At 57.0% G+C, this 21,910-nt stretch carries 20 protein-coding genes; 4 read left to right on the forward strand and 16 right to left on the reverse strand.

From position 1 onward, the window contains the following. Positions 1–5: 5 nt before the first annotated feature. The 7 genes from ABD735_RS19115 to ABD735_RS19145 all read right to left on the reverse strand — a co-directional run bounded on the left by ABD735_RS19115 (position 6) and on the right by ABD735_RS19145 (position 8,232). Positions 6–1,427, reverse strand: a complete 1,422-nt coding sequence (locus ABD735_RS19115) for a FemAB family XrtA/PEP-CTERM system-associated protein (RefSeq protein WP_344809503.1) — start codon at positions 1,425–1,427, stop codon at positions 6–8. A 5-nt stretch (positions 1,428–1,432) separates the two neighbouring features. Next, complete coding sequence (locus tag ABD735_RS19120; RefSeq protein WP_344809505.1) at positions 1,433–2,299, reverse strand: XrtA system polysaccharide deacetylase; 867 nt, start codon at positions 2,297–2,299, stop codon at positions 1,433–1,435. 2 nt (positions 2,300–2,301) lie between these two features. Further along, positions 2,302–3,645 (reverse strand): porin family protein, encoded by a 1,344-nt coding sequence (locus ABD735_RS19125; RefSeq protein WP_344809507.1) that lies wholly within the window; start codon positions 3,643–3,645, stop codon positions 2,302–2,304. An 8-nt stretch (positions 3,646–3,653) separates the two neighbouring features. Beyond that, positions 3,654–4,502 carry a P-loop NTPase family protein gene (locus tag ABD735_RS19130; protein WP_344809509.1) on the reverse strand — a complete coding sequence of 283 codons (849 nt, stop codon included), beginning with the start codon at positions 4,500–4,502 and terminating at the stop codon, positions 3,654–3,656. Continuing rightward, positions 4,502–6,004, reverse strand: coding sequence for an XrtA system polysaccharide chain length determinant (locus tag ABD735_RS19135; protein WP_344809511.1), 1,503 nt, complete (start codon positions 6,002–6,004; stop codon positions 4,502–4,504). The genes ABD735_RS19130 and ABD735_RS19135 overlap by 1 nt, the downstream gene beginning before the upstream one ends. 87 nt (positions 6,005–6,091) lie before the next feature. Continuing rightward, positions 6,092–6,766 carry an XrtA/PEP-CTERM system exopolysaccharide export protein gene (locus tag ABD735_RS19140; RefSeq protein ID WP_344809513.1) on the reverse strand — a complete coding sequence of 225 codons (675 nt, stop codon included), beginning with the start codon at positions 6,764–6,766 and terminating at the stop codon, positions 6,092–6,094. A gap of 56 nt (positions 6,767–6,822) precedes the next feature. Next, entirely contained in the window at positions 6,823–8,232 is a 1,410-nt protein-coding gene (locus tag ABD735_RS19145; protein ID WP_344809515.1) for a TIGR03013 family XrtA/PEP-CTERM system glycosyltransferase, read from the reverse strand. 245 nt (positions 8,233–8,477) lie between these two features. Here ABD735_RS19145 and xrt point away from each other — a divergent pair, with 245 nt between their 5' ends. Both xrt and tviB read left to right on the forward strand, forming a co-directional pair. After that, the gene (xrt, locus tag ABD735_RS19150; RefSeq protein WP_344809517.1) at positions 8,478–10,094 is read left to right on the forward strand and encodes an exosortase; all 1,617 of its coding nucleotides are present in this window, start codon (positions 8,478–8,480) and stop codon (positions 10,092–10,094) included. A gap of 131 nt (positions 10,095–10,225) precedes the next feature. Next, on the forward strand, positions 10,226–11,497 hold the full coding sequence (gene tviB, locus ABD735_RS19155) for a Vi polysaccharide biosynthesis UDP-N-acetylglucosamine C-6 dehydrogenase TviB (protein ID WP_344809519.1): 1,272 nt from the start codon (positions 10,226–10,228) through the stop codon (positions 11,495–11,497). A gap of 62 nt (positions 11,498–11,559) precedes the next feature. On the opposite strand, the gene prpD is transcribed toward tviB, so the two are convergent. From prpD to ABD735_RS19175, 4 genes are read right to left on the reverse strand one after another with little or no spacing between them, the layout of a single operon-like run. After that, positions 11,560–13,044 (reverse strand): 2-methylcitrate dehydratase, encoded by a 1,485-nt coding sequence (gene prpD / locus ABD735_RS19160; protein WP_344809521.1) that lies wholly within the window; start codon positions 13,042–13,044, stop codon positions 11,560–11,562. 19 nt (positions 13,045–13,063) lie between these two features. Beyond that, the gene (gene prpC, locus ABD735_RS19165; RefSeq protein WP_344809523.1) at positions 13,064–14,203 is read right to left on the reverse strand and encodes a bifunctional 2-methylcitrate synthase/citrate synthase; all 1,140 of its coding nucleotides are present in this window, start codon (positions 14,201–14,203) and stop codon (positions 13,064–13,066) included. Between the two features lie 2 nt (positions 14,204–14,205). After that, positions 14,206–15,102 (reverse strand): methylisocitrate lyase, encoded by an 897-nt coding sequence (gene prpB, locus ABD735_RS19170; protein ID WP_344809525.1) that lies wholly within the window; start codon positions 15,100–15,102, stop codon positions 14,206–14,208. Beyond that, on the reverse strand, positions 15,099–15,818 hold the full coding sequence (locus tag ABD735_RS19175) for a GntR family transcriptional regulator (protein ID WP_344809527.1): 720 nt from the start codon (positions 15,816–15,818) through the stop codon (positions 15,099–15,101). The genes prpB and ABD735_RS19175 overlap by 4 nt, the downstream gene beginning before the upstream one ends. A 257-nt stretch (positions 15,819–16,075) precedes the next feature. On the opposite strand from ABD735_RS19175, the gene ABD735_RS19180 reads away from it, so the two are divergent. Beyond that, a complete protein-coding gene (locus ABD735_RS19180; protein ID WP_344809529.1) occupies positions 16,076–17,395 on the forward strand; it encodes a 7TMR-DISM family protein in 1,320 nt (439 codons plus the stop codon). Continuing rightward, on the forward strand, positions 17,343–18,209 hold the full coding sequence (locus tag ABD735_RS19185; RefSeq protein WP_344809530.1) for a GGDEF domain-containing protein: 867 nt from the start codon (positions 17,343–17,345) through the stop codon (positions 18,207–18,209). The genes ABD735_RS19180 and ABD735_RS19185 overlap by 53 nt, the downstream gene beginning before the upstream one ends. On the opposite strand, the gene murB is transcribed toward ABD735_RS19185, so the two are convergent. The 5 genes from murB to lpxK all read right to left on the reverse strand — a co-directional run bounded on the left by murB (position 18,178) and on the right by lpxK (position 21,906). Beyond that, a complete protein-coding gene (gene murB / locus ABD735_RS19190) occupies positions 18,178–19,239 on the reverse strand; it encodes a UDP-N-acetylmuramate dehydrogenase (protein ID WP_344809532.1) in 1,062 nt (353 codons plus the stop codon). The two genes, ABD735_RS19185 and murB, sit on opposite strands and share 32 nt — an antisense overlap. Continuing rightward, positions 19,217–19,708: a low molecular weight protein-tyrosine-phosphatase gene (locus tag ABD735_RS19195; RefSeq protein WP_344809534.1), complete on the reverse strand. Its 492-nt coding sequence runs from the start codon at positions 19,706–19,708 to the stop codon at positions 19,217–19,219. The genes murB and ABD735_RS19195 overlap by 23 nt, the downstream gene beginning before the upstream one ends. Continuing rightward, positions 19,705–20,475, reverse strand: coding sequence for a 3-deoxy-manno-octulosonate cytidylyltransferase (kdsB, locus tag ABD735_RS19200; RefSeq protein ID WP_344809536.1), 771 nt, complete (start codon positions 20,473–20,475; stop codon positions 19,705–19,707). The genes ABD735_RS19195 and kdsB overlap by 4 nt, the downstream gene beginning before the upstream one ends. Next, positions 20,475–20,657 (reverse strand): Trm112 family protein, encoded by a 183-nt coding sequence (locus tag ABD735_RS19205; protein WP_344809538.1) that lies wholly within the window; start codon positions 20,655–20,657, stop codon positions 20,475–20,477. The genes kdsB and ABD735_RS19205 overlap by 1 nt, the downstream gene beginning before the upstream one ends. Positions 20,658–20,724: 67 nt before the next feature. Continuing rightward, the gene (lpxK, locus tag ABD735_RS19210; RefSeq protein WP_344809540.1) at positions 20,725–21,906 is read right to left on the reverse strand and encodes a tetraacyldisaccharide 4'-kinase; all 1,182 of its coding nucleotides are present in this window, start codon (positions 21,904–21,906) and stop codon (positions 20,725–20,727) included. Between the last annotated feature and the right edge of the window lie 4 nt (positions 21,907–21,910).

The raw sequence follows: 21,910 nt of genomic DNA on the forward strand, positions 1-21,910 counted from the left end.
ACCACTCAAGGAATGTATTTAACGATAGCCGGACCCAGACGATTTGCGAGCCACAATGGGAGGCGCTGCCACATCGCCACGAGCAATTTGAACTTCGGGTTATTGTTGTTCACCGCTGGCAGCTCATCTGCCTGGAACAACGCGTAATGCCAATAGAGCTGAACTGGCATGGCGCCCCACTGTTTCTTGAAGCGATAGGTGCCAGCATCCTTGCTCGAGCGCCCGAAATCAAACAGGTCGAAACCGGTGTCAGCTGCGTGACTCAGTATTTCCCAGTACATCACCATGTTCATGTTCTGTGAATTGAAGGCCTGGCGGGTAGAAGCCCAGGGGATTTCCAACAGCTTCACGGCACCGGTGGACTGCTCGACCAGGAAACCACAAGAGGCTGGCTGCCCCTTGCTGTAGATGACAATGAGCTTTGCACTGCTACCAAAGTTCTTCAGTATGCCTGCGAAGAAAGCCTTGCCATACACAGGTGTGCCGAGATCGCGCATGTTTTCGCTGAACACCCGGTAGAAGTCATCGAGCAGTTCCGCGCCGCCGATGCGCGACTGATAGTCGTTCTGCTGTCCTTTGCGGATCTGTGAGCGCACCTTCGAACTGAAGCCTTTCCAAAGGGTTTTGCTATCTGCAGGCAGCGGCAGCCACATGTTGACCTTGTCGGTCCGCTCCGGCCAACCAGTAGGTTGCTTATGGTAACCGCGCACCTCGAGGTGGCTCGCGCCACTGGCGCGGGCAAAATCGGCAGCGGCCTTCAGCACATGTTTTTCAGCATGCTTGTCCACGGACAGCGCGCCGCCATAGTTCACCAGCGGAATCGAGGTCCATATATCGCCGAACAAACGGCTCTTTTGACGAATCATGGGTAATGCAGACTGCAACTGCCTGTCAGCATCAGCTTCGAAGTAGCAGCTGACATAAGCGACCTGATGCCCCATGGTCTCTGCGACGGTTCTCAGCCACATCGACTCGTGGTAGAGGGTCGCTCTCGGATGCTGTCGCACGAAATCGTCCCAGCCTGGCGGGGAAACTTCGCTGACTTCACATGCGTAAGCGGCAGCCGGCTGTGCTGATTCAGCAGACTCTGAAGCGGCTGTATAGACAGGTGGGATCAGCGCTTGCAGGCGCTCTGCGTCAGAGGGCTCTCGCTTCGCTTTGGCAGGCGACTCGGCAGCGACGGTGCCTGTGCCTGGGCCACCCTTGCCTGTCGCTGCAGCGTTCCCGGCTGAATCGGGCTGTTCCGAGTCTGAAGACTCTGGAGTAGCCCTGGCCTCTAGCTCGGCGATCGACGCCTGAACCGCTTTTTTCTGGGCTATGAGCTCATCAGCTGTATCAAGGCCCTTCTTCTTCGCCTCCCCTATCAGGCGGCTAAGTTTTTTCGACTCGTCGGTGAGCGCCTGAATCTGTTCGGTAAGATCTGTCACAGGCTTTATCTGCCGCTCCTGGTCTCGACTGGCAGTAACTGCTTGTGTCTGAGTACATCGCCAACAGTGGCAAACTGGAAGTCGTCAGTGAGTCGTCGAAGACGGTCCATGCACTTGTCCAGATTGTTGTAGTGACGGAAGGTTGAAAATGCACTCGCCTTTACCCTGGGCTGATCAGTGTCTATCTCCCACGGATGCAGGTAAAAGATGAAGGGCTCCTTCTGGCGGTTGATGGACCCAAGGCCCCAGCGCGAAAACCAGTAGGGGAACAACCTGAAGTACCCACCACCCGCGATAGGTATGGTGCGCCCGAGCAATTTGGCGGTAGACAGCGGAAACTCGACGATCTCTCCACCGTTGTCGGTCTTGAGACGATAAGGCAGCTCGGGCGTACCTGGCATGCCGTAGCGGTCATGATTGACGGGGAAAATACTCGAGTCCCAGACGAAGCCGAGCTCTACCAGAATATCGAGCGCCCAGCGACTCTGTGCAGTAATGCTGTAGGACGCTGCGCGATAGCCATCGACAGGGGCCTGAATCAGCTGTTCGAGAAGATCTTTCGAGCGCTTGGTCTCGTCACGAAAGATTTCAGGGGTCTGGTTGTAGACGAGCTGATGGCTGAAACCATGAGAGGCGACTTCGTGGCCTGCCGTGGCAATGCGCTTCACGAGATCAGGATAGCGCTCAGCCACCCAGCCCAGCACGAAAAAGGTACTCTTGATCCTTTTCTCGTCGAACAGGGCGAGCAGCGCGTCGGTATTGGCTTCTACGCGGCATTCGTGCGCATCCCACTCGTCGACCTTGATAGACTCGGCAAGCGCGGCGACGTGGAAGTAGTCTTCCACGTCAATCGTCATGGCATTGACTATCATGCCTAGAGCCTGAACCAGGTCACGCCGAAGCTGAAATAGACCTCTTCGATGCCGTTCAGTCCGAAACTTGGTGTGCCCTGGGCGTCGGTGACGATAATCTCGTCCTCACGCTCGGTATAACCGATGGCGTATTCAAGCCGGATATTCTTCAGGGGACGATGCTCCACACTCGCTTCGAGATAATAGGTCACGACTTCACGGAAGCTGTTGCTGAATTCTTCCTGGTCACGGCGGAAGCTGAGATCGCCCAGCACCTGAGGTGTGAAGGTTCGGCGATACAACAGTTCTGCAGTGTAGCGCTCATCCTCGATGTCCTGCGTTTGATAGCGCTCGATCGACACTGAACCAATGGCGCTGAATTCATCGACGGCGGTCAGCGGGTAGCTGCCGAGCAGGCGGAACTGGGTGGTCTCGATCGTATCGAAGCGATCTCGCGTATCGAGTGCATCGAAGGTCTTCACGTTCTGATCGGAAAAGGTGTCACTGAGGGAGTGTGACAGTCGGGCATCGATAAGGCCCTGCGTCGTTATGCCACCGTAGACATAGCTGAGCTCTGCGGTCGGGCCGTCGAACTCTGTTTCCTGCGAGGGCGAATCGGTCTGGACGAAGGTATAACCACCCCGTACCGACCATCTCGCATTCTCATACTGCTGGGAGACCTGTCCAAACAGTGTGGCGCTTTCGCTTTCGGTTTCTATAACGCCGGTCTGATTGATATCGGTAGGCAGGCGCTCGATCCAGGCCTTGTCAGCTTCGACACCGCCTTCGAGCTGATGACCGGTGGCCAATTCTGTTACCAGCGCAGCAGATCCGGTAATACGGTTGCTCTGCTCATCGCTGTCTTCGAACCAGAGATTCTCATACTCCGAACCGAGGCGAAGACCAGTACGCCCGGAAAGCGGTATCAACCACTGCGGACCGGTTTCGAATACGTTGATCAGCTGCCGGTTGTCCGGGGTACCCACCTGGGTGGAGTCCTCCCGCACCTGGTTGAGCGTGTCACGGAGCTCCCACTTGAAATTGGGGCTGAATTCATAGGCGCTGTTGACGTCCATGGTCGCCACGACATCACTGTCGTTGGCAAAGACATCATTGAAGTAATATTCGTAGCCAAGATTGAAGCCGATGTCCCCTGACAGTCTGGTTCTACTCAATACCTTGTAGAAATCCAGTGTTGTCCGGTTACGTGTATCGGCCTCCTTGTCCTCACGCAGGGCTGCGTTGGTGGAGTACAGGGTTTCGTTGGTTACCGAAATTTCGGCGGGTTCGGCGCTCACGATCGATGTGGCCAGCGACCCGACCAGAACGGCCGTGGTACAAGCTGATATTTTGACGGCTTTCTGCATGTGTTCTCTCATCCGTTAACGACGACACCGGCAAGCTTTGCCTCTGGAATGGCAGACGCCGCTTCAACGACCTGGCTTTCGGTGACTCTTCCATGTGGGGCGATTAACAGCGTGTAATCGCAGACTTCAGACAGTATGCGCGCATCGGGCGACTCGAGAATCGGCGGTGTGTCCAGAATGATGAATCGATCCGGATACCGGCGACGAAGAGTCTGCAGGAACTGATGCATCCTGAACGAGGTGAAGTACTCGCTGGCAGACTCTTTCTGACTACCGGCTGGCACAAGACGTAGTCGACGAATGCCCGTTGGATAGATAATGGTGGAAATATCCATGTCGGGATCTTCGAGGAAGTCAGTCACGCCTCGATCCGGCAACAGATCGAACACGCTGTGCAGCTTCGGATAACGCAGGTTGCAATCGATCAGCAGCGCAGTCTTGCTGCTGTCGAAGGCGAAGGCCGCTGCCAGGTTGATCGCGTTGAACGACGCACCGCCACCAGGCACGATGCTGGATACGACGAGGGCAAAGTTATGGCCGCGACTGATTTCCAGTAACTTGGTACGCAACTCCCGGAAGCGCTCTACAGACTTTCGATAGGGGCTCTCGGGAAAGATGATGCGCTTTTCGCAGAGGTCATCCGGCGATAGCAGCCCGGGCTCGCGCATGCGAACGATCTGCTTGCTGACGACATAGCGCTCGAGACCACCTTCCTGGACTTCCCAGGAACTGGGCACCAGTACGGAGTCCTTGGCAGCACCACTGCCATTGTCGTTGGTGACGACATCGCCACGCTGGCCACGCTTGTCACCACCCTGATTATCAAGGGACTTCGGCTTCTTGAATTCGTCAGCCATTACACGCCTCCGGCATATATGAACCACGCAACGACGATATAGGCAACGGCTGCGAAAATGGAAAGTATGATGATGGTGCGCGTTTTGGATCTGTTCTTGCGCTCTTCGTAAGGGGTCACCAGATACTGAATGTGAGAGAGTACAGGCACACCGGTGTTCTCATGCAGCAGCGCAGCAGAACGGACCCGTGGGTCGACCATGCAGAAGGCTATCGCGATACCGAAAGGCGCCAGTAGCCCAAGCGGCAGTCCAGCGAAGGCGAAGTGGTAGAAAGCCAGACCGGCAGGCTCTCTTGGCAGGCGCGCGCTTTCATGCAGCACGTAATTGACACCATAACCCTCAACATCGATCCGGAGTGAGACCCGAGCGCGCTCTCGACGCTGCAGCAGATCATCGTAGATTTCCTTGTTCACTTCATAGTCGCGTGTCAGCTCTGACACCTTGGCGCGGGTATCCTGCACGCGCTCCATACGGCCCTGCTCCAGGGTGAGGAGTTGACCGAGAGAATTCAGGCGGGTGCCGAGGGTCTCAATTCGGGTTTCGGTGGCCAGCAGCTCGGTCTGCAAATCGCGGAAACCGGGACCAGAAGGCGTAACGGCGCTTGGGTTACTGGCTCTCAACTGATCGCGCAGGCGTTCGAGCTCAGTGATCTGCTGCTTGAGACTGACGATGTCTGGATAGCTGTCCTGATAGGACAGTCGGAGCGTATCGAGCTGCTGCTGCAGCGCCATGATCCGCTCTTCGTAACGAGCATACTGACCCTGGTCCTGTTGACTGTCCGAACCACCGCCCACTTTTGACCGCAACACTCTGGCCTGGGTTTCAGCTTCCTGTTTGGCCAATCGGGTCTCTTCGATCTGACGCTCGAGGTCTATGACCTTGTTCGACACCTGCGCTTCGCTACCTACTGACTTGGACGCCAGAAATTCCTTCAGGCGCCTTTCACTGGCTTCGATCTGGCTCTGATACGCCCTGACCTGCTTGTCGATGAACTCGTAAGCGGCCCGCACATCTTCACGCTTGTTGGAGCTGGTAATGTCGATCAGAAGCTGGGTCAGTTTCTGTGCAATCACGAAGGAATGTTCAGGCTCGGGTGAGGAATAGCCAATCTTGATATACTCCTTGCCCTGCTTTTCGACAGAGATATTCAGCCGCATCTGCTGAACCACCCGCTCTTCATCGGCCGGCGTCTTCACTTCTCCGAAAATCTCTTCCATATCGGCCAACTGAAGCAGGATTTCCCTGCTATTCAGCACATCGAGAATGGCCGCTGCGCGGTCCGGCCGTTGATGGGCGGCTGGCGCCTTGTCGTTCATGAGCGGATTGATCAGGTTGGGGTCGTCGACCTTGATCACCGCATGAGAGATATATTTCTTCGGAAAAACGACGCCAACGAGAAGTACAAAGGACGCAACAAGCAGGAAAAGGAAGAACCAAGTCCATTTGCGCGCCCTGAGCACCTTGACGACTTCACTGGGAAGATCGCTGATTGCAACTGCCATAAGCTTACTCTGGTTTCAAATCGGGTTTTCAATCCGGGTGTTCAATACTATGCCGTGGGCTTGAGGCTGCCCGCAGTGCGTCCCTGTCTAGAGAATTTTCTCTGGCACTGTGATGACGTCACCTGGTAGCAGGCGGTAATTTGCCCTGATATCGCCGCCATTCATGATGGCTTCGAGATCTACCGGAATCACGACTGTCTGTTGCTGGAACTGCCTGTAAAGGATAGCGCTACCGCCTTTCGCAAAGTCGGTCATGCCACCAGCGGACAACACGAGGTCGAGTATTGTAACGCCTTCCTTGTATGGAATGGACTGTGGATTGTTGACTGCACCGGTAATTCTGACCCGATTTGTGAACTCATAGCTGTTGGAGTTGCGAACGATGACGCTGACTTTCGGCTCCTTGAGATATACCGAGAGCCTGTCTTCAATGGCGGTGGCCAGCTGTTCTGGTGAAAGGCCGGCAGCGAGCAGATCGCCAACGAGAGGGCTGGACAGTTTGCCGTCCGGCCGAATGGTGGTCTCTGTGGACAGATCGGGGTTTCGCCATACGGATACACTCACTGCGTCTCCCGGGCCCAGCACGTAGGTTTCCAGCGACTGCGGCTTGGCCTTGAGCGCCGCGTCAATCAGATCGGAATCTGAGTATGAGACAGTTTCGCAGGCCCCCAGAACCGCCGTGACAGAGACCACTAACACTAAGGCTGTAGCACGACGTAGCCACTGCATCGATCGCAGCAGTTTACCCGGTAATTTCGACATTAAGTTTCCCTTTCATAGCCTATCAAATGATTACAGCTGCCCCGAAGAGGGTCCTGCTAACGTGAGCCTTTCTTGAACAGAATGACTTCGGCCGTCTGCACCAGCACGATCAGATCCAGCAACAAGCTCTGGTTCTTGATGTAGTACAGGTCGTAGCGAAGCTTTTCCTTCGTGTCTTCTTCATTGTCTGCGTATGCAAAACAGAGCTGAGCCCAGCCTGTAATGCCGGGTTTCACCCGGTGTCTTTCATTGTAGTAGCTGATGTTCTTCGCGAGTTGTTTTACGAATACTGGTCGCTCCGGACGTGGCCCGACGAAGGCCATGTCGCCCTTGAGTACATTAACGATCTGGGGGAGTTCGTCAATTCGCACTTTACGAACAAATGCCCCTACTTTCGTTACACGTACGTCATTTTTCTGCGCAAAGACCGCACCACTCTTCTCGGCGTCGGTCCCCATACTGCGGAACTTGATGACGTTGAACGGCTTGCCATTCAGCCCTACCCGTTCCTGCAGATAGAAGACCGGCGCCCTGATGCCATCTTCTATCTTGATAGCCAGCGCGGTGAGCAGCATAATTGGCCAGGACACCAGCAGCAGCACCAGACTCGCGGCGATATCGAAGATTCGCTTCACGAACTGCGTGGCGGATACGCCACCGAAGCCGTCCGAGTAGATCATCCAGCTTGGCTGAATGAGATCGAGCGCCACCTTGCGAACTTCACGTTCGATGAAACTCGCTGCATCGATAACATTGACACCAAACATCTTGCACTCGAGCAGCTCTTCGAGCGGCAGCTTCTTGCGACGGTCGTCCAGGGCAATCACGATCTCGTCGACCGGATGCGTCTTGCAGTATTCGCTAAGGCTGGCGGGCGTGAAGATGTGATTCTCCTCGCCGATGTGAACCTCGTCACCGTTAGAGGTCACAAAGCCAATCAGACTGACGCCCTGTCGGCTACTGGGTTCTGCCAGTTCACGAATGAGGTCGGCTGCGCGCCTGCCAGCGCCAAGCACCAGCACCTGACGCTTGAAGTACTGCTCACGCACGAAGAAGAAGAATATGAGCCGCCACAGGCCGAGAATGAAGATGGACAACAGCGAGGCGAGTTCGAGCACGCCACGCTCCAACGCCCAGAAGACCGGCGAGAACACATATACGATAAAACCGATGAACAGGGTCGCAGCCAGGATACTGATGATGGTTCTCAGCATCATCCCGGTCATGCCTTCCGTCAGCTTGGCCGGATAGACCCCCAGCGCAGCGATTGCGGTGAAGTTGACGACTGTAAACAGTATCGGCGCACTGACCACTTCAAGCGCATAGGCGTTGAAATAATCGGTCATCTGGAAGAATTCGAAATAGATTGCCAGATAACAGGCAGCGAAGATGAAGGCCGCATCGAGTAGGCCTAGCACCATGTACGGCATGTAAAAGTAATGCCGGAATATCCTGACTCGTGCCAACGAAACGCCCCTGAAGAATCCTTACGCATACGTGCGAATCACGCAGCGGTACCACAATACAAGTGACTGAAAAAACGGCGATACTCTACCAGAGCGACCCTTGCTTTTCTATCCGGCGAACGCATCCTTTACAATTGTTGACAATTACGCATCTGAAACTGGTAAAAACTGAGTATAGCTGGCAATCTGCGCCGCTCCATGACAGATTTCAGGCCAAACGACCTCTATGGTGCAGACAGGACAGCATGAGTAGTCACGACCCCGCGCCCGATACCGAGTCGGCACATGTAGTAGATTCAACGCCCTTGCAGGACAGAACCTTGCCGGCGCAGGCTTGGCCCGTGGCCATCTGGCTTGCCCTCTGTGGCATCGTTTTTGCGCCAACCTGGCTGTCGCTGTTCGGCAAATGGGTCGAGCTAGACCAGTCCTACGGTCACGGCTTTCTGGTGCTCGCCCTGACGCTCTGGCTTATTATTCGCGCCTTACCAGTCGGACCAGGCCGTGGTCTGGCGGCGCTGCCACTGATGACCCCGGCTCTGGCCTTTGCCACTGCAGGGGCAGCTGCCCTGTGGACACTGGCCTGGCTGACCGGCGTCGAGTTCGTCCAGCAACTGCTAGTACCGGCGATCATCTATGGCGGACTCGTGCTTATTCTCGGTGCCGGCGCACTCTACCGCATGTCAGTCCCTGTGGGCATTCTGTATTTTGCCATGCCGGTGTGGGACTACCTGAATTATCCCCTGCAATGGCTCACGACGAAGGCTAGCGAGTTTGCATTGTGGGCCATCAATATTGAAGCCGATATCTATGGCTTCTTCGTCAAGATTCCGCAGGGCACCTTTGAAGTGGCTGGCGGCTGCTCGGGTCTGCGATACCTGCTGGTCAGCTTGCTGCTGGGCATCCTGTACGCACATCTCTACCTCGATAAGCGCCAACAGATCGTCAAACTGATTCTTTCAGCGATTCTCGTCTCGCTCATCACCAACTGGGTTCGGGTGGCGGCCATTATTGCCATTGGCTACTACACCGACATGCAGTCACCGCTGATTCAGGACCACGATAATTTTGGTTGGTATCTCTATGCTGGCGCCATGATCCCCTGGTTCTGGTATGCACGCCGTCTCGAATCGGATCCGGCTAGCGCTACTGGGGCTGCCGCTTCTCCAGATGCTGTCAGTACCGAAACAGAAACGCCTGTCAGGCGCTGGCTCTGGATAGCTGTGGCCGCGGTCATTTTGTGTATACCTGCAGGCACCCAGCTCATGCATGGGATGACCGCCAAGGCGAATGAGTTTGCGCCGATCGTCATGCCGGGTGAGCTGAGCACCAATGCTGGCGGGGAGCCATGGACCCGCATTGCCTTCCGCTTCCCCGACGCGCCACGTGCCGAAATGAAAGGTTTCACGCAAAAGTACGAAGGCAGCTATGTTGCCCTGGAATCAAAGCAGCAGATGACGATCGATATCTACCTGTACTCCCGCGAGGAGCACAGGGCCGAGTTGATTCAGTACAATAATTCACTGTTCGACGGTCGTCTCTGGCGGCCACTGGATACGTATGCTGCTGAGCTGCCAGGTTTCCAATGGCTGGAACTGGAGCACAGGGGATCCGGAGAGCGATCGGCTGTTCTGTATAGTTACGTGATAGGTGGATCGTTCTATACCGGCGGCGTGTCGGCGAAGATCGGACAGCTCGAGAGTCTGTTCCTCAAGGGACGCAGCGATGCTGCCCTGCTCTACAGCTCAGCACCCTGTGCCGAGGCGGACTGCGCGGCTGCGAGGCAGACGCTGCTTGGCCTGATGCAGACCCAGCTGAGCGATATCGAGTCAGCTATTTTCAAAGCCTATAGCGATTCGCACTGATTTCACTTTGACAGGCTGCTGGGGAAGCTATACTCAGTTCAGACTTGGCAGTCCGCAGATACACTCCAGCAGGGACTGGCTGACTTTTATAAGCTCGAGCGCATCTCGAGCATTCGGAGGAAGGATCTACAGTGCAGGATAATGTTCATATCGCCATCGTGGGGCTGGGTTACGTCGGCCTGCCTCTCGCGGTAGAGTTTGGCAAGAAGTACCCCACACTTGGCTTCGACATCAATAAGCGCCGGATTCAGGAACTTCGCGCTGGCGAAGATCACACCCTGGAAGTTGAACCAGAACTGCTGGCAGCTGCCGACAAGCTCGATTACAGCGCCGAGATCAGTGACCTCAAGCGTTGCAACATCTTTATCGTGACCGTGCCCACGCCAATCGACGCGTTCAAGACACCCGATCTCAGCCCTCTGCGCAGCGCAAGCCGCATGATCGGCAGCGTCCTGAAGCAGGGCGACATCGTCATTTACGAGTCCACTGTCTACCCTGGTGCAACGGAAGAAGTGTGCATTCCGATTCTCGAAGAAGTTTCCGGTCTCGTGTTCAATACGGATTTTTATGCCGGTTATAGCCCTGAGCGGATCAACCCTGGCGACAAGGAACACCGTGTTACCAACATCCTGAAAGTGACTTCGGGCAGTACGCCTGAGATTGCGGATAAGGTCGATGCACTCTATGCGTCGATCATCGTGGCGGGCACTCATAAGGCTAGCAGCATCAAGGTCGCTGAAGCGGCCAAGGTGATCGAGAACACGCAACGTGACGTCAATATCGCGTTGATCAATGAACTGTCGCAGATTTTCGAGAAGCTTGGCATCGATACGCTCGAAGTGCTCGAGGCTGCCGGAACGAAGTGGAACTTTCTGCCTTTCAGGCCAGGCCTCGTCGGTGGACACTGCATTGGCGTTGACCCGTATTATCTGACCTACAAGTCACAGGCAGTAGGCCATCATCCCGAGATGATTCTCTCCGGACGTCGCATCAACGACGGTATGGGTCGTGGTGTGGTCGAGCGCGTGGTACGGCTGATGACACAAAAACGCATTCATATCGGCGGCTCGAAAGTGTTGATCATGGGACTGACCTTCAAGGAAAACTGCCCCGATATCCGCAACACCAAGGTCATCGACCTGATTTCATCGTTCAAGGATTACAACGCAACGGTTGATGTATTTGATCCATGGGCGAGCCCGGCGGAAGCCGAACACGAATATGGCATACAGCTGGTGCACGAGCCAAAGGCTGGTGATTATGATGCCATTGTGCTGGCTGTAGGGCACAGACAGTTTGTCGAGCTTGGCGGCGAGCGCATTCACGCCTACGGCAAGTCAGATCACGTTCTGTTTGATGTGAAGTATGTGCTGCCGCGTTCAGAAGTGGACGGCCGGCTCTAAGCTGACTTGTGACTGGCCGCCGCATGCGAATCAGGCGACGGCCAGAACAGACTACAGCAGTATCAGATTACGAAGAGGTCCATGAACTCGTTGACCGGAGTATTTTCCAGCGCGCTCTGATCCTTGCACAAGTCAAAGATCTGCTCGCAGCGGAAGGCCGGGAAACGGGTTGCCAGGTTGTTGCGGAACTTGTCTTCCAGCAGCGGAATGCCCTGCTCTCTCCGACGACGATGCCCGATTGGGTATTCAACTTCGACCTTCTCGGTTGAAGTGCCATCCTTGAAGAACACCTGAATCGCGTTAGCAATCGAACGCTTTTCCGGCTCGTGATACTCAGCGCTATACCGCTTGTCTTCCACAACCACCATCTTTTCCCTCAGCTCATCGATGATCGGGTTGTTCTTGTGGAAGCTGTCTTCGTAGTGCTCGGCTACCAGGTTGCCGAATGCCAGTGGCACCGCTGTCATGTACTGCAGGCAGTGGTCACGATCAGCGGCGTTCGCCAGTGCACCAACCTTTGAAATGATGCGGATGGCGGACTCGTGAGTGGTGAGCTCGATACGCTCGATCTCGTGCAGGCGTTCCTTCACTTCTGGATACAGCGTGACAGCGGCTTCGGCAGCGGTCTGCGCATGGAACTCTGCAGGGAAACTGATCTTGAACAGCACGTGCTCCATGACGTAGCTGCCGTAGTCGCGCTGGAAGCTGAATTGGCGCTTGTCGGCATCCTTCAGTTTCTGATCAGCATTGGTCTTGCTGAACGATACATCGTAGAAGCCCCACTGCTTGGCAGTCAGCACACCTGGTATGCCCATCTCGCCACGCATGGTGATATCGGCCAGGCGAACGGCACGTGAGGTGGCATCGCCGGCAGCCCAGGACTTGCGCGAACCGGCATTCGGCGCATGGCGATAGGTCCGCAGCGCAGAGCCATCGACCCAGGCCTGAGACACCGCTGCCATGATGCGCTCGCGGTTGCCACCCATGAGCTTGGCCACGACCGCCGTAGAAGCCACACGGACGAGCAGCACATGGTCGAGGCCGACGCGGTTGAAGCTGTTATCCAGCGCGAGAACGCCCTGGATTTCGTGCGCCATGATCATCGCTTCGAGCACTGACTTCATCGTCAGTGGCGACTTGCCATCGGCAATACGCTTCTGTGACAGGTGATCGGCTACTGCGAGAATACCGCCGAGGTTATCGGAGGGATGTCCCCACTCGGCAGCCAGCCAGGTATCGTTGTAATCCAGCCAGCGAATGATACAGCCAATATCCCAGGCGGCCTTCACCGGGTCCAGGCGGAACTGGGTGCCCGGCACTCGCGCACCATGGGGCACGACGGTACCTTCGACAATAGGCCCGAGGTGCTTGGTGCACTCCGGGAAACGCAACGCCAGCAGGCCACACCCGAGGGTATCGATCAGGCAGTTGCGGGCAGTATCCCAGGCTTCGCTGGAGGTGATATCGAAATCCAGCACATAGTCGGCAATGGCCTGTATGGCGTCGTCGTAATCCGGGCGATCGTTGAGATCGACATTTGCACTCATGACATAGCTCCTGTTGGTATTAGCGGTTGTCCAGGTCGACCCATTCGGCAGATTCCGGGCCTGTATAATCCGCCGATGGACGGATGATGCGGTTGTTTGCACGCTGCTCTTTCACGTGAGCAGTCCAGCCGCTGACTCGCGACATGACGAAGATTGGCGTGAACAGCTTGGTCGGGATGCCCATGAAGTGATAGGCGCTGGCGTGGAAGAAGTCGGCGTTGCAGAACAGTTTTTTCTCGCGCCACATGACTTCTTCACAGCGAACCGAGATGTCGTAGAGCCGTTCGTCGCCAGCATCTTTCGCAAGCTTTTCAGACCAGCGCTTGATAATGGCGTTACGTGGATCGCAGTCGCTGTAGACGGCATGGCCAAAGCCCATGATCTTGTCCTTGCGGGCGAGCATCTGCATCAGGCCTTCTTCGGCCTGGTCCGGCGTCTGGAAGCTTTCGATGAGCTCCATGGCCGCTTCGTTCGCACCACCGTGAAGAGGGCCCCTCAGTGTGCCGATAGCACCGGTGACACAGGAATGGATATCCGACAGGGTCGATGCACACACCCGCGCGGTGAAGGTCGACGCATTGAATTCATGCTCCGCGTAGAGAATCAGCGAGGCATCGAGTACGCGCTCGAACAATGCCGACGGCGCCTTGTCATGCAGAAGCGTGAGGAAGTGTCCAGCAATGGAATCTGCCGAACTGGCGGCTGGATCGATACGAATGCCGTCATGGCTGAAGCGGTACCAGTAGCAGATGATGCTCGGCAGCAAGGCCAGCATGCGATCGATTCGCTCGTCCTGCTCGTCGAAGCTTTGCTCGGTCTCGAGATTACCCAGCATCGAGCAACCAGTGCGCATGACGTCCATTGGATGCGATTCGGCCGGGATCTGCTCGAGCACGGTCTTGAGGGCTTCGGGAAGCTTGCGCATGCCCTTGAGTCTGGTTCGGTAGCTACTGAGCTGGGTTCTGTTCGGCAGGTGACCACGCAACAGCAGATATGCCACCTCCTCAAAGCAGGCCTTTTCGGCCAGGGTCTCGATATCGAAGCCCCTGTAAGTCAGCCCATGACCAGCCTGGCCCACTGTGGAGAGTGCTGTCTGCCCTGCTACCTGGCCACGCAGGCCAGCGCCGCCCAGCTTCTTCTCGGTCTTTTTTTCAGCCATCTTCATTCCCCGGTTTTATTGAACAGCGCATCGAGCTTCTGCTCGAAGGCGTGATAATTCAGGTAATCATAGAGTTCCATTCGTGTCTGCATACTGTCCACGACGGCTTTCTGATCACCGTCCTCGAGCAGATGCTCATAGACATTCAGAGCGGCCTTGTTCATCGCCCTGAACGCGCTGAGCGGGTACAGGACGATGGCGACCCCAACTTCGGCCAGTTCAGCCTTGTTGAACAGCGGCGTCTGGCCAAACTCGGTAATGTTGGCCAGTACCGGCACATCGAGTGCGGAGGTAAATGCACTGTAATCGTCAAGTGCATTGACGGCTTCGGCAAAGATACCGTCTGCGCCCGCTTCGACAAAAGCGTGGGAACGGTCGATGGCCGCCTGCAGGCCCTCGCTGGCGAACGAATCCGTTCGCGCCATGATGAAAAAATCCGGATCGATTCTCGCATCGACGGCTGCCTTGATGCGGTCGCACATTTCTGCGGTAGTGACGATGGCCTTGTTGGGGCGATGTCCACAGCGCTTTTGCGCTACCTGATCTTCGATGTGGATAGCCGCAGCGCCAGCCCGTTCCATCTCCCGAATGCTTCTGGCGATGTTGAAAGCGCCGCCCCAGCCGGTATCGATATCGACCAGCAGCGGCAGTGACGAGGCTGCTGTTATGCGACGAACATCTTCGGTGACGTCGTTGAGGCTGGTCATGCCGAGGTCGGGCAGTCCATAGGAGGCATTGGCTACACCGGCCCCGGACAGATAGATGGCCTTGTGGCCGACCCGTTCGGCCAGCATGGCGCAGTAAGCGTTCACGGTGCCAACGACCTGCAATGGTGACTCGGAAGCGATGGCCTCGCTGAAGCGGTGGCCCGGGCTATTTCTGTGAGTGTTCTCGTTCATCGATCTGAACTCCTGTTCTGTAGCAGCGTGGTGGCGCTGAGCCTGGTCAGCAGATTGTTTCTGGCAGCGGAGATATGCCGGCGCATCAGCAACTCGGCAAGATCTGGATCGCGTTCGTCCAGCGCGTCCAGCACCCGCATATGCTCCTTCAGCGCCCGCTCGGGCCGGCCGCGAAGGGTGCTGAGCCGGTAGCGGTAGAGCCGCAGCAGATGGTACAGATCACCTGTCAGCTGTCGCGCAAGCTGCTCGTTCTTGCAGCCGGCAATAATGCGGTAGTGAAAATCGAAATCGCCTTCACGCTGATAATACTCCAGACCACCTTCGCGCCTGATGTCATCAGCATGTTGTTCGAGCAGTTCACGCAGGCTGCGAAGCTCTTCATCGGTCATTGCAATGGCCGCCAGACGGCAGGCCATGCCTTCGAGCGCCTCACGCACCAGGTAGAGCTCGTCCAGCTGCTGGGCGGAGAGTGAGATGATTCTGGCACCGGCATGTGGCCGACGCACGATCAGACCTCTGGCCTGCAGACGCTGCATGGCTTCTCGAACCGGCGCGCGACCGAGGGCGAAGCGAGTCATGAGGTCTGCCTCGCTCACCCGGGCGCCTGTTTCAATATCGCCACGAATAATTGCGGTCTGCAGAAGATCAAAAGCCTGTTCGCCCAGGGTAGACTGACCACTCGTCTGCAACGGCTCTGATGGCTGAATTGAATACAAGATTCCTCCACAAACGCTATAATAAGGCGTTTATCGGTGACTTCTTCACGAAACGGACATGGATTGTATACAATTCGAAGTCGTGATGGTAGCGCCACGGGGACATTTTATATATCAGATTTTCTCTCCCTCGGCAGGTCTAAACGCCTGACCTCGTCTAGACTTGATGTCATGACACTGACCATGCCGAAGATTCCCTCTTGCCTTTGATAGCGTCCCAAGGCTTTGGCCCATTGCGTTCCTGCTGCCGGAAGGACTTGTGCAGCCTGCCACTGTGGCTTCTCATCCTGACCAGCCTGGCGTTCGCGAGTGCCCAGGTGTCAGCCGACAACAGCGATGTTCAGCCGTCCGTAGTCGTCAATGAGCTTGATCTCATTCCAGGGTTGATGATGCTTCGGGACGCCAGTGCAAGTCTGCAGCTCGAGGAGGTTCTGGCGCCGGAGCTTCTGCAGCAGTGGCAGCCGATCGAAGACATTCCGAACCTGGGCCTCACCACTGATCACGTCTGGCTGGCCTTTGGGCTCGATTGGCCAGCAGGCGCTGCGGTCAGGCGCTGGCTACTGCAGATTCAGGCGCCCATGCTGGATCGTATCGATCTCTTCCGAATTCATCAGAATGGCGAAGGTCCTGCTTCGGAATGGCTCGACGATGAAGCGGTGAACGCGCAGCACAGCGTTGATGGCGGCAACCAGACCGCAGCCATATTGAGCGGTTCGCACGGCACCGCCACCCGCTTCGCTTTCTCCAAGGTCGAGTCGGAGCCAGCACCGCAACTACGATGGGACCTCTCCCAGGCCAGCGCCCTGCTCCAGCAGCCCGAGGCACTACAGATACGTCAGTACACCGTGGGTGCGAGCCTGCCTTTCGATTTGCGGATGGTGAGGGACAATAACTTCAGCTTTGTGTTACTGCCCGAACAAGGCGCTACCGACTGGCTGGTGATGCGGGTGCAGAGCCGTCAAAGCATGCGGATACCGATGCGGCTAAGCTCAGAAAATCTCTATGTTGCCGACGTTGCCAGCACCAACCTTATTCAGGGCAGCTTTTACGGCCTGATGGCGATCATGATCGTCACCAGTATTGCCGTCTTTGGCGCTATCAAGGATCGGGCCTACATCTACTATAGCATCTTCGTATTTTCCACCGGCATGTTCCTGTTCATCGCCAAAGGCTATGCCTACCAGTTTATCTGGCCCGATAGTCCCGAGTGGAATCAGCGTGTTTTCGTGCTCGTGCTGATACTTGGCGCCGGCATCAGCGTCATGTTTACCCGCGCCTTCCTGCGTCTACCTGAGCATCTGCCAAGGTTCGATGTTGCGTTACGCGTGTTGGCCTGGCTCTGGGTACTGCTCGGAATTTACTGTCTGTTCGGCGATTACAGCTCTGCGCTGTTACTGGCGGGCATCATACTTCCACCCGGCGGAACCATGTTATTCGTCGCAGCGGTGGTGCAGATGCGCAAGGGCTATTTTGAGGCCATGTTCTACGTGGCGGGCTGGTCCGCCCTGATCTCGGGCGCGGTGGGTGTTCATTCTGCTCGAGCTGGGTCTGATTCCGGCCAATGCCATGACACTTAACGCCTTCCAGGTCGGCATAGCCTTTGAAGTATTCATCCTCTCCATCGGTCTCGCCTTCCGTCTGCAGACGCAGTGGCAGGCCCGCGCTGCCGCTGAGCGCGAGGCGCTGGGACGGCTTAACCAGTCGCAACTCGAGACAATCGAAGCGCAGAAGCAGACCCGGGTCGAGCTCGAGCTGCATGTCCGTGAGCGCACTCAGGCACTTGAGCACACCATGGCCGAGCTGGCTGATGCGAACCGTGAACTGAAGCTGCTGAGTACCACGGATGAACTGACGGGGCTGAGCAATCGTCGATCCATCAATGCCACCCTGCAGAGGGAATGGGGCCGGAGCGAACGCCAGGGCATGGCGCTGTCTGTTCTCTTGCTCGACCTTGATCACTTCAAGGCGGTAAATGACCAGTACGGGCACCCTTTCGGCGATCAGGCCCTTCGGGAAGTCGCGAAACTGTTAACCAGTGTGGTGCAGCGACCGACTGATCTTGTGGGCCGTTGGGGTGGCGAGGAATTCATCATCCTGTTAGCCGACACCACTGCACAGTCTGCTGTCGCCGTAGCCGAGCGCATTCGCGAACTCGTAGCAAAGACAGTCATTAGCCATGAGGCGGTCAGCATCAACCTGAGCATGAGCATTGGGGTGGCCGCCACGCTACCCGCCAATGTGCAAACCGGCTACCGGACTCCGGATCTGCTGGTGGACGCTGCTGATCGAGCGCTGTACCTGGCCAAGCAGAACGGCCGAAACCGCGTGGAACTCATGAACGAACATGAAGCTCCTGGCGTCAGTACTGATCTGGCTCGATCTCGAGACTGAGACCAAACTGCCTCGCAATGTCCGCCTGTATGCTACTGGCGAAGGCCAGCACCGCCTCACCATTTCGATGCCCAGGATTAACCAGCACCAGGGCCTGTCGATCATGTAGCCCGACACCGTCAGACACACGCCCCTTATGGCCGGCCTGATCAATCATCCAGCCGGCGGCGAGCTTTACCTGGCCGTTTGCCAGTGGGAAGGCAACGATATCGGGCCACTGCCGCTGCAGCTGCTCGAAGCTGGCGCTATCCACTACAGGATTCTTGAAGAAGCTGCCGGCATTTGGCTTGATGGCTGGATCCGGAAGCTTGTGCCGCCTGAGCGCGGCCACTACGCAGGCAAGGCGACGGGCCTCATCGGTGATGGCCAGTTCAGCTTCGCTCAGCCACTCCACCTGAGCTTGCCAGGCCCTTGCCAGTTCCGGGTAATCCAGGTTGAGCCTGGCGGATTCTCTCAGTTGCAGATGCAGCCTTACGACCACCCACTCTCGACCTTCGGTAGTCTTGAAGTAACTGTCCCGATAGGCGAAGCCACAGGCCTCTGCAGAAAATTCCTGGATTTTGCCGGTATGCCGATGGACGGCGCTTACCGCAACAATAAATTCCCCGACCTCAACGCCATAGGCGCCTATATTCTGTATCGGGGCGGCACCGCAACTGCCGGGAATGAGCGCCAGGTTTTCCAGTCCATAGCAGCCGTGTGCAAGCGTCGTCTGCACGAAGGCGTGCCAGTTTTCGCCAGCCGCCACCTGTACACGGCCGCGTTCACCAAACTCGATACCTGTCATCTGAAGATGAACGACAGCTGGGTACCGTGCCTGTGTGAGTACCACATTGCTACCACCGCCAAGGATTAGCGGATTATCGTATCCAGCAGCGCTGAAGGTCGCCAGGCTGTCGCGAAGCTGGTCCAGCGAGACAACCTGACAGAAACGCTCAGCCACTGCCGGAATGGCGAGGGTATTGAAGCATTCGAGGTCGACTTCAGACTGCCAGCCCTCGATGGCGTCAGGATCTTTCTGCGAGGGCATTGCGTCTGACTTCGAGCCTCTCCAGTAAACCAGCGCAGGCATCTTCAAGGCTGTCGAGCATGCGATCGAAACCATGATCGTCGCCATAATATGGATCGTCAATAGCGCGAATGTCAGGATTCCTGGCGTAGTCAGAGAGCTTTGAGATCTTGCCGAGGCTCTGGCTGGGACACAGGTTCATGACGTCTTCGAAGTTCTGGTTATCCATGACAACGATGGCGTCAAAGGCCTGAAAGTCTTCGGGGGCAAGCTGTCTTGCGCGAAGTGACGACAGGTCGAGATTGCGTTTACCAGCGGCTTCGACCGCCCGGGGGTCGGGCGCCTTGCCGACGTGCCAGTCACCCGTGCCGGCCGAGTCGAGCCTATAGTGTCGCTCGAGATCATGCTCCGCGATGAGCCCACGAAACACGGCTTCGGCCGAGGGGGACCTGCAGATGTTACCGAGGCAAACGAACAGTATCTTCATCATTCTGACGGCACTCCTGAAGGCTGCTTGAGCAACTGGAGCACGTGGTCGACATCGGCCTGGGTGTCTATCCCCGGGCCGAGCGTCTGGTGAGTGACGTCCACTCTGATGCGCGCACCGTGCCAGAGCGCACGGAGCTGCTCGAGCGCTTCGACATCTTCGATTTCAGTTCGCGTCCAGTTAACGTATTCGCGTAGAAAGCTGGCCCGGTAGCCATAGATGCCGAGGTGCCTCAGCCCGTAGGCGGCGCCATCTGCGGGGGCAGCGCCGTCTCTGCGAAAGGGGATTGGTGCGCGGGAAAAGTAGAGTGCCCTGCCCTCGCCATCCAGCACGACCTTGACCGCGTTCGGATTTTCGAATTCGGCCTGGGTCGAAATGGGTGTGGCCAGTGTGGACATCTGAGTCCGCTCGTCGTGCAGCAGCACGGCAGCGACATCATCGATCAGACCAGGTGGCAGCATGGGCTCATCGCCCTGAACGTTGACGACACAGTCCTCTGGCGCAAGTTCGAGCAAGTCGACGCATTCAGCCAGGCGCTCTGATCCCGAGCCGTGTTCTGCACTGGTCATGAGCACGTTGCCGCCGAAGGCTGATACGGCTTCAGCCACCTGCACGCTATCGGTCGCTACATAGACCGTCGTCGCACTACTGGCAGTTGCCTGCTCGTATACGCGCTGAATCATGCTCTTGCCAGCGAGGTCGATGAGCGGTTTGCCCGGGAGTCTTGTACTGGCAAAGCGCGCAGGAATGATAACGATGAACCCAGGCATCAGGACAGGCGCTCGTCAGTCGTGAGGGTTCGAGCCTCGCTTTCGAGCATGACGGGTACGCCATCCCGAATTGGAAAGGCCAGGCCATCAGGTCGGCAGATGAGCTCCTGCTTTTCACGGTCGAACCTGAGATCGCCTTTGCACAGGGGGCAGGCGAGAATACTGAGTAATTTCTTATCCACGATTGTCGAACTCCGTTTATCGATGCCGGTGACAGCGCTTCAATGCGCTGCATAAATATCCCCTACTTTACCGCATATCTGGCTTCGCGACACCGAGTAGATCGTGCAGGATCTGCTGATAGAGCCCCTCGGGAAGAATTGCGCTGACACCGAGAACCCAGAACTGCTGACTTCTGTCAGCCAGGAGCGCCCTGCACTTCACCGCATCCTTCTCGGTCATGACGACTGGGCCCTGTAGATCGCTGAAGTCTGCAGCCTGGAAGTCATGGTGATCCGGAAAGGGACACTCGACGACCTTGTAGCCGAGGGCTCTGAGCGTATCGAAGAAGCGGGATGGATTGCCAATGCCGGCTACTGCTGTAATGGATTCGCCGGGCTGGGGCGGGGCAAGCTGGCGCTCTCCGGGGCTGCCAAGGTCCGCAGAAGAGGGTTCAGCTTCGTGACCAAGGAGAGGTCTCAGGCGCTCCGTGGCCAGCGTCATGGGCCAGCAGCGGCCGGCGAGCGTTGTGGCCGTGTTAGATGCGGTCAGACCAGGCAGTGTTTCTGACCGCCCTCTGCGCTCGGCGTCGGCAACAGCCTGGCCCTCGCTGTGCTGCTTGCTTGCGGTCTGCTTGATGGCGCCCTCATTAACGATGATGGCGTCGATATCCCTCAGTCTGGACGGCGGCTCTCTCAGCGGACCTGCCGGTAGGCAATGGCCGTTGCCGAGGCCACGTTTCGCATCGATAACCACGAGCTCGAAGTCACGGGACAAGGCATAATGCTGCAAGCCATCGTCGCTGATGACGAGATCGCAGTGGTGGGCGTGCAGCAATGCCTGGCGGGCCCGTGGGCGATCAGGATCGACGTAGACGGGCGCGCCGGTGGCATGATGAATCAGCAGCGGCTCGTCGCCGACTATCGATGCGTCGGGATACTGTCCCACACCAAGTGGATAACCTGCACCACCTTGCGGCTCACTGCCATAACCACGACTGATCACCCCGATGCGGAAGCCGTCAGTCTGCAAGCGCCTGATGAGCGCAATGACGAGGGGGGTCTTTCCGGTACCGCCCACCGAAAGATTGCCCACGATGAGCGTTGGCACAGGCGACGCGGCAGCTTGCCGGGCCAGCCCTCGCCGCCGCTGAGCAGCAACAGCCGTAAACAGCCAGGAGAGTGGCAGCAGGAGCAGGAGGGCCAGGCCTTGCAGTACGGTGAGCCGCTCACCCGCTGCCGGATACCAGAGCCGCTCCAGCCAGTTCGTCACCAGG

Source organism: Allohahella marinimesophila (assembly GCF_039538005.1).
Classification (GTDB): Bacteria; Pseudomonadota; Gammaproteobacteria; order Pseudomonadales; family Oleiphilaceae; genus Allohahella; species Allohahella marinimesophila.